This window comes from Pseudomonas psychrophila HA-4 (assembly GCF_000282975.1).
GTDB classification, from domain to species: Bacteria; Pseudomonadota; Gammaproteobacteria; order Pseudomonadales; family Pseudomonadaceae; genus Aquipseudomonas; species Aquipseudomonas psychrophila_A.
Genome location: NZ_ALJC01000116.1, coordinates 1 through 7089 on the forward strand (window position 1 = coordinate 1; position 7089 = coordinate 7089).

Consider the following 7089-nt stretch of genomic DNA (forward strand, 5'->3'; position numbering starts at 1 on the left):
GCTGTTCTTCTACGGCAAGGTGCTGTGCACGGATCTGCCCTGGCAGGGCATCAACGAAGACCAGAACCTGGGCATCGCCATCACCCGCCGTGCGCTGGAAGCCCCGCTGCGCGCCATCGTGGCCAACGCCGGTGAAGAACCGAGCGTGATCGTGGCCAACGTCAAGGCCGGCGAAGGCAGCTACGGCTACAACGCCGCCACCGGCGAGTTCGGCGACATGATCGCCATGGGCATCCTGGACCCGACCAAGGTGACCCGCTCGGCCCTGCAGCACGCCGCTTCCGTCGCCGGCCTTGCGATCACGACCGAAGTGGTCGTGGCCGAAGTGCCGAAGAAGGAAGAGCCGGCCATGCCGGGTGCTGGCGGTATGGGCGGCATGGGCGGCATGGATTTCTGATCCGGTTGGCCCGGTCGTCAGGGAACCGGACCGCGCCAGCGCGGTCCGATCCCGGCAACGACCCGACATCAAGGCCCCAAGGACGGGGCCGGAGCCCGGCAGCGATGCCGGGCTTTTTGTTGTGCCCGCGCCGCGGCAATGTCTGACGCGAAGATCAGAACGCACCGATACGAACGTGCGAACACAGGCGCAACACTGAGCAGCCGTCCCCGCACCGGAGCGCTGCGTGCCGCGCCTCGCCACATCCCGGCGGCAAGCCGCGGGATGCGCGCCACTGCCGTCCGCCCACACCGGTTCGCGGTACGCGCGCCACGCGCCCGAGCGCACGCTGCTGTACGCGTTGGTAGAGGCGCACTACCCGGACTTCATTGCACGGATCGAAGCGGAGGGCCGCTCGCTGCCCGGGTATGTCCGCGAGGCGTTCGATGCCTACCTGCGTTGCGGCGTACTCGAGCACGGCTTCCTGCGGGTGGTGTGCGAGCACTGCCGTGCAGAGAGGCTGGTGGCCTTCTCCTGCAAGAAGCGCGGGTTCTGCCCGAGTTGCGGCGCGCGACGCATGGCCGAGAGTGCGCGGCACCTGGTCGAGGAGGTGTTCGGCCCGCGGCCTGTGCGGCAATGGGTGCTGAGCTTTCCGTACCCCTTGCGTTTCCTGTTCGCCAGCAAGCCAGAAGCCATTGGCCCGGTGCTGGGCATCGTGCAGCGCGTGATCGCCGGCTGGTTGGCCGATCAAGCCGGCATCGACCGCGCCAGCGCCCAGTGCGGCGCGGTGACGCTGATCCAGCGTTTCGGCAGCGCGCTGAACCTGAACATCCACTTCCACATGCTGTGGCTCGACGGCGTGTACGTGGAAGCCACCGAGCTGCCGCGGCGCGAACTGCGCCTGCACCGCGCCCGTGCGCCCACCACCGCGCAGTTGACCCAGCTGGCAGCTACCATCGCGCACCGGGTGTGTCGGCACCTGACGCGCAAAGGCTGGCTCGAAGGGGAGGGCGAATCGGCCTTCCTGGCAGACAGCGCTGCAGGCGACGACAGCATGGATGGGCTGCGGATGAGTTCGATCACCTACCGCATCGCCACCGGCCGCGACGCTGGCTGCAAGGTCGTCACGCTGCAAACGCTGCCCGGTGACGCCGGTTCGCTGGAGGGCGAAGCCGGCAAGGTCGGCGGCTTCTCACTGCATGCCGGCGTGGCGGCCGAAGCACACGAAAGCCACAAGCTGGAAAAGCTGTGCCGCTACATCACGCGCCCGGCGATCAGCGAGAAGCGGCTGTCGATAGCGCTCCAGGGCAGGGTGCGTTACCAGCTCAAGACCCCGTGGCGCAATGGCACCACGCATGTGGAATGGGATCCGGTGGATTTCATCGCCAAGCTGGCGGCGCTGGTCCCGCCACCTCGCGCGCATCTCACCCGCTTCCACGGCGTATTCGCCCCGAATGCAAACCTGCGTGCGCAGCTGACGCCCTCGGGGCGCGGCAAGCGGCCTGCGGGCGATGCGGCGCCAGTGGACGTCAGCGCCCACGACGCGCCGCGCAGCCCCGAGGAGAAGCGCCGTGCGATGAGCTGGGCGCAACGGCTCAAGCGGGTCTTTTCCATCGACGTCACCGCCTGCGTCCACTGCGGTGGCACCGTGCGGATCGTCGCCAGCATCGAGGAACCCACCGCCATCCGCGCCATCCTCGCCCACTTCGAGAAGCACGGCGCGCGGGAAGAAGCGCACTACAGGCCCGCAGCGCGCGCGCCGCCAGTGCAAGCCGCGTGACGATCTGCCGGCTGCACAGCCGACGGCGAAACCGGAATCCGAGCCGATGCGGCCACGATCCGCAGGGCGGCGCTCGGCCCGCTGTCGGGAATCAGCGAAGCATGGCTGCTGACAACGCCGCTGCGTGGCCCCGCGATGCCGAAATCCCACTCACAGACGTCCGATCCGTGCCCAAAACGGGGCTTGCGCGACCGCCGCCTACCCAGCAGACTGCCCGAAAAGGGCGTTTGAACTTCCTATACGCAAGGAACGTCTCGCCTGCCAAATCGGGCCATGTGACGGCTGACCGCTTGGCGAGCGGATGCCGTTCCGGTAGCACCGCCAAGAGCGGTTCGGTCCATGTGCGACGGGAATGGCAGTCGGGTGGTTGGGGCGTGCCCGCGACGAACGCCACGTCCAACCTGCCGGCGCGAAGCTGCACCACCGCTTCACGGGCCGGGCCTTCGGCGATCTCGACTTCAACATCGGGGTAATCCTTGCGGTATTGGCCGATCAGCTTTGCGAGGAAGCTATGCGGAATCAGGGCATGGATACCGATACGAAGCCGGCCGCTTTCTCCGGCTGCCGCCATGCCGGCGGTTTTCACCGCATGGTCGAGTTGGTCAATACCTACGGCTATCCGCTCGACGAAATGGCGTCCGGCCTCGGTCAGCCGAACGCCGCGCGCATGACGCTCGAACAAGAGGATGCCGAGGTCTTCTTCCAGTGCCTTCACGCGGGCGCTGACGCTGGACTGTGCAACGCCGAGCGCGTTGGCGGCGTGACGGAAGTTGAGATATTCGGCGACAGCGAGAGTGTGAACTAAGGTCATCATTGGCACTCGCCCCGAAAGGAGATGATTGCTCAACAGATTTAATCCGTCATTTCTCCTAAGTCTACGCATGCCAAATCGCCATGACTAAATCACAATGAAGTTGCGAATGGTCTGCGTAGTATTGGCAGACATATTAAATAGAGGATCGCGCCGACAATCCAAACCCAACCGTTCCATGCCCCGGCGGTGGCAGAATAGAGTGCTGTGAAGCCAAGCGGTCCTGCGATAGAGCTTAGATTGGTGAGGCTCGTTAGCGTTCCTTGCAAAGCCCCTTGCTTGTTACTGCTGACATTGTTTGAGAGCATTGCCTGCAAGGCCGGCATGCCAACACCCCCGGCGGCAAGCAGCAACAGAATCGGGAACACCATCCATCCCTGCGTGGCAAAAGCCAGAAGAACGAAGCCAGTCGCATCCGCAGCCATGCCAAACAGCAGCGTGCGCCGCTCTCCAAGCCGGCTTGAAAGCGGGCCGGTAACAAACGCTTGGAAGATCGCATGTGTTGCCCCAAACGCCGCGAGCGACAAACCAACGGTCGCGGTGTTCCACTGAAAACGGTCCTCGCCATATATGACCCATAGGGCTGCAGGCACTTGGCCGATCAGTTGAATAATGAAGAAAACTGCGAAAAGCGCACCTAGCCCGCGCAATGCATCATCCAGCCGTAACAGAACGAATGGTTTGATGCGAACCGGCTTTCCGGTCCCGCCATGGCTGTGATGAGTCTCCTTGAGGAAAATGCAGGCAAGCAGGAACGCGAACCCGTTGAGAAGGGCGGCGGCGATAAACGGGGCATGAGCAGAGATACCACCGAGCATGCCACCAAGTGCTGGCCCGGCAATCATGCCCGCCCCATAACAGGCCCCCATGTAGCCGAACCAGCGTGCGCGAGAACCTTCCCCCGTCGAATCGGCAATGGTTGAGGCTGCTACAGCTCCGGTTGCGCCCGTGACGCCGGACACGAGTCGGCCGATATAGAGCACCCATAAGACCGGCGCTGATGCCATAATCGTGTAATCGACTGCGGCTCCTGCAAGAGAAGCCAGAAGTACCGGACGCCGACCGTAAGAATCCGAAAGCTGTCCAAGCATGGGCGCGAAGACGACCTGCATCAATGCATAGAGCGACAGCAAGGCACCATAGTGTCCAGCGACCTGCTCTGCTGGCACAAGCTCACGCAGAAGCGTCGGAAGGACGGGCATGATGAGGCCGAGACCCATGGCGTCAAGACCCACGATCAGCAGGGCAATGATGGCAGAGCTGCGCACCTGAAACTCCAGCGCCGCTCAATGGAGCGACTTTATCAACGATAAGGAGATGGACATATAACTTATCGGTGATAAATTGTCAAGCACTGGCGAAGGAACGTGAATGACCAAACTGGACAAGGGCACCGTGATCGCGGCGGCGCTAGAGCTGTTGAACGAGGTTGGCATGGACAGCCTGACGACGCGGAAGCTCGCTGAACGCCTCAAGGTTCAGCAGCCTGCGCTTTACTGGCATTTCCAGAACAAGCGAGCGCTGCTTGATGCGCTCGCCGAGGCGATGCTGGCGGAACGCCATACCCGCTCGCTACCCGAAGAGAATGAGGACTGGCGGGTGTTCCTGAAAGAGAATGCCCTGAGCTTCAGAACGGCGTTGCTCTCTTATCGGGACGGCGCGCGTATCCATGCCGGCACTCGACCGACAGAACCGAATTTTGGCACCGCCGAGACGCAAATACGCTTTCTCTGCGCGGAGGGCTTTTGTCCGAAGCGCGCCGTTTGGGCGCTCCGGGCGGTCAGTCACTATGTGGTCGGTTCCGTTCTCGAGCAGCAGGCATCTGATGCCGATGAGAGAGTTCCGGACAGGCCAGATGTGTCCGAGCAAGCACCGTCGTCCTTCCTGCACGATCTGTTTCACGAGTTGGAAACAGACGGCATGGATGCTGCGTTCAACTTCGGACTCGACAGCCTCATCGCTGGTTTCGAGCGGCTGCGTTCATCTACAACAGATTAGAGGCTTATGCCCCTTTGCCGCCCCAACTGCCACGACACCGATCCGCTTTGCACGATGCCCATGACCTCACGGCCGAGCTGGCGGTCGATGACCGGCCGCCACGGGACAAGGGAAATGAGCGGTATCTTGCCAGACAGGATACCGCCATTCACGAGGTTTCGAAGATTATTGCGCCGCATCGGAGCGGGCTTGCTTCCAGTCGTCGGCTAGACGACTGGCGACTTCTCGGTGGCAGCATCACGGGATCGAAGGAGCGCCAGCCCCAACGACACCAGCACTGCCATTGCCGTGGCGTAACAAATCACGGGCCACGCTGTATCGCCGTTTAACAGCGTCACCGCCAATGTCCCGACGATACTGACTATCAGGCTTTGGATGCAGAAGTAGAACGCAACCGCTGATCCAGCGATGTCGTCGAACTGCGCAAGTGCGCCGTTGGCGGTAACGGACACCGTGAAGACAATGCCGACCGCGACAACCCACATCGGCAGGATGAAGCTGAAAAATGACGGCGATCCGAAAAGTTGGCCGATCCCCAACAGGATCGCGCCGGAAACGAGCAACGCCATCCCGCGCGCTACGCATCCCGCGATACCCCATTTGGCAACGAAGGACTTTGCGAAGCGGGTTGTCGTGACCATGACCAGCGCGACAGTCGCGAAGGCCAAGCTAAATCCGATCTCGGAATAGCCGGCTTGGCCTATGAGAACACGGGGGGCTGTCGAGAAGAAAACGAAGAATGTGCCCATGCCGGCACTAAATCCGACCGTGTAAACCCAAAAGGCCGGACTCGCGAAGATCGGCAAAACAGATCGTTGCGTTCTGGCCTGATCCAACGGTCGGGTTTCATGCCACCTGAAACTGGCGTTTAAGAGTGCGAGCGAAGCCAGTGCAGCCAGTGTGATGAAGATCGCCTGCCATCCCCAAAACTCGCCGATCAGCGCACCGGCTATAGGGCCGAGCGCAGGCACGAACGCCAGCATCGAACTGAAAAGGCCGTAGATGACGGCACCTTCGGGACGATTGGCATATACGTCGCGCACGGTCGCGAAGGTGGCCACCAGCATGGCCGATGCTCCAACAGCCTGAACCAGACGAAACGCAACAAAGGCTAATGCAGTTGAAGAACAAGCCGCTCCCAGAGACGCAGCAACGAAAGCCGTTGCGCCTACAAGCAGGATCGGCCGTCGCCCGACGCGATCGGAGAGTGGCCCAAAGATCACTTGGCCCACACCGAGCATCACCATGTAGAGGCTCAACGTGAGTTGGATTATGGATGGAGTCGTGTTCAGGACGCCCGGCATCGCCGGAACGACTGGAAGATAAATATCCATCGCCAGCGAGGCGAGGATGTCGAAGGGAGCCATAAGCAGCAAGGCTGCCGGCAGCGTATAGGCCCACGCGGGGCGTGTGGTGGTCATGACGAATCAACCGCTCGATTAAGGATACCGGGCAGCGTCTGCTCGTCAGCAATCAGATGGGATTGGTCTTACAGAGCGCCGCAACAACAATTCTGATGTTGCGGCTTACTTGTCTGCTGACTTGGAATTTCCCATGCTGATGGCTCCACGATTACGAAATTGAATAGCAGCTCTTATCGAATTAGTTGTTGCGTTGCAATGCGGTATCGTTGGCTCCTATAGCCCCAACCCCCGCTGCCGCCCTAACTGCCACGACACCGAACCGCCCTGCATGATACCCGCGACCTCGCGGCCGAGCTGGCGGTCGATGATCGGCCGCCACGGGACAAGGGTGAACTCGTGGCTCTTTTCCACGATGGCGAACTTGCCGCTCGTTAGCTGGACAGTCCCGGTGAACTTGCCGCTGACACTCTCACCATCCTTGGCGGCGCGGAACGGCAGCGCCTTGCCCTCGGCCATCTCCGCACCGGCGCGCGCAACTTCCCGCTCGCGCAGGGTGGCGAGAAGATTGCGCCGGTAGAAGATTCGGCCGTCCCTGTTGCGCGTGGCGTCGCGCTGTTCGATATGATGCTCGCGGCGCTGGTCCATGGCTTCGCGGACCTGTTGCCCGAAGCCGGTCGGCGCAAGGTCGGCCGTTTCGCCATGGACCAATCGCCGGTCCATCCCCGGATCGAGGATGAGCCGGTCGGCAGCGACCCCGCTC

The 7089-nt window shown here is 62.3% G+C and carries 7 protein-coding genes and 1 pseudogene; 3 read left to right on the forward strand and 5 right to left on the reverse strand.

The features are described 5' to 3' along the window. Together B347_RS0119520 and B347_RS0119525 are read left to right on the forward strand one after the other, a co-directional pair. A partial coding sequence (locus B347_RS0119520; protein WP_019411378.1) for a TCP-1/cpn60 chaperonin family protein occupies positions 1-397 on the forward strand: 397 nt, incomplete at its 5' end. A 274-nt stretch (positions 398-671) separates the two neighbouring features. Next, positions 672-2156, forward strand: a complete 1485-nt coding sequence (locus tag B347_RS0119525) for an IS91 family transposase (RefSeq protein WP_022742855.1) — start codon at positions 672-674, stop codon at positions 2154-2156. A 91-nt stretch (positions 2157-2247) separates the two neighbouring features. Here B347_RS0119525 and B347_RS26110 read toward each other — a convergent pair whose 3' ends face one another. Next, positions 2248-3039, reverse strand: a complete 792-nt coding sequence (locus B347_RS26110; RefSeq protein WP_001253717.1) for a LysR family transcriptional regulator — start codon at positions 3037-3039, stop codon at positions 2248-2250. 20 nt (positions 3040-3059) lie between these two features. Beyond that, positions 3060-4235, reverse strand: a complete 1176-nt coding sequence (tet(G), locus tag B347_RS0119535; protein WP_001257840.1) for a tetracycline efflux MFS transporter Tet(G) — start codon at positions 4233-4235, stop codon at positions 3060-3062. Between the two features lie 103 nt (positions 4236-4338). On the opposite strand from tet(G), the gene tetR(G) reads away from it, so the two are divergent. Continuing rightward, on the forward strand, positions 4339-4965 hold the full coding sequence (gene tetR(G) / locus B347_RS0119540) for a tetracycline resistance transcriptional repressor TetR(G) (protein ID WP_000163574.1): 627 nt from the start codon (positions 4339-4341) through the stop codon (positions 4963-4965). On the opposite strand, the pseudogene B347_RS26750 reads toward tetR(G), so the two are convergent. The 3 genes and pseudogenes from B347_RS26750 to B347_RS0119555 form a co-directional block, all read right to left on the reverse strand. Next, a pseudogene (locus B347_RS26750) lies at positions 4962-5078 on the reverse strand (DUF3363 domain-containing protein); the annotation flags it as partial. The gene tetR(G) and the pseudogene B347_RS26750 sit on opposite strands and share 4 nt — an antisense overlap. 93 nt (positions 5079-5171) lie before the next feature. Then, positions 5172-6386: a chloramphenicol/florfenicol efflux MFS transporter FloR2 gene (locus B347_RS0119550; RefSeq protein ID WP_000214125.1), complete on the reverse strand. Its 1215-nt coding sequence runs from the start codon at positions 6384-6386 to the stop codon at positions 5172-5174. A 216-nt stretch (positions 6387-6602) separates the two neighbouring features. Beyond that, positions 6603-7089 (reverse strand): DUF3363 domain-containing protein (locus tag B347_RS0119555; protein ID WP_019411380.1); only part of this gene is annotated, 487 nt, incomplete at its 5' end.

Excerpts from the sequence above, each read along its gene's own strand:
- B347_RS26110 (WP_001253717.1), bottom strand. The coding sequence starts at position 3,039 with ATGCGTAGACTTAGGAGAAATGACGGATTAAATCTGTTGAGCAATCAT.
- B347_RS0119550 (WP_000214125.1), bottom strand. The coding sequence starts at position 6,386 with ATGACCACCACACGCCCCGCGTGGGCCTATACGCTGCCGGCAGCCTTG.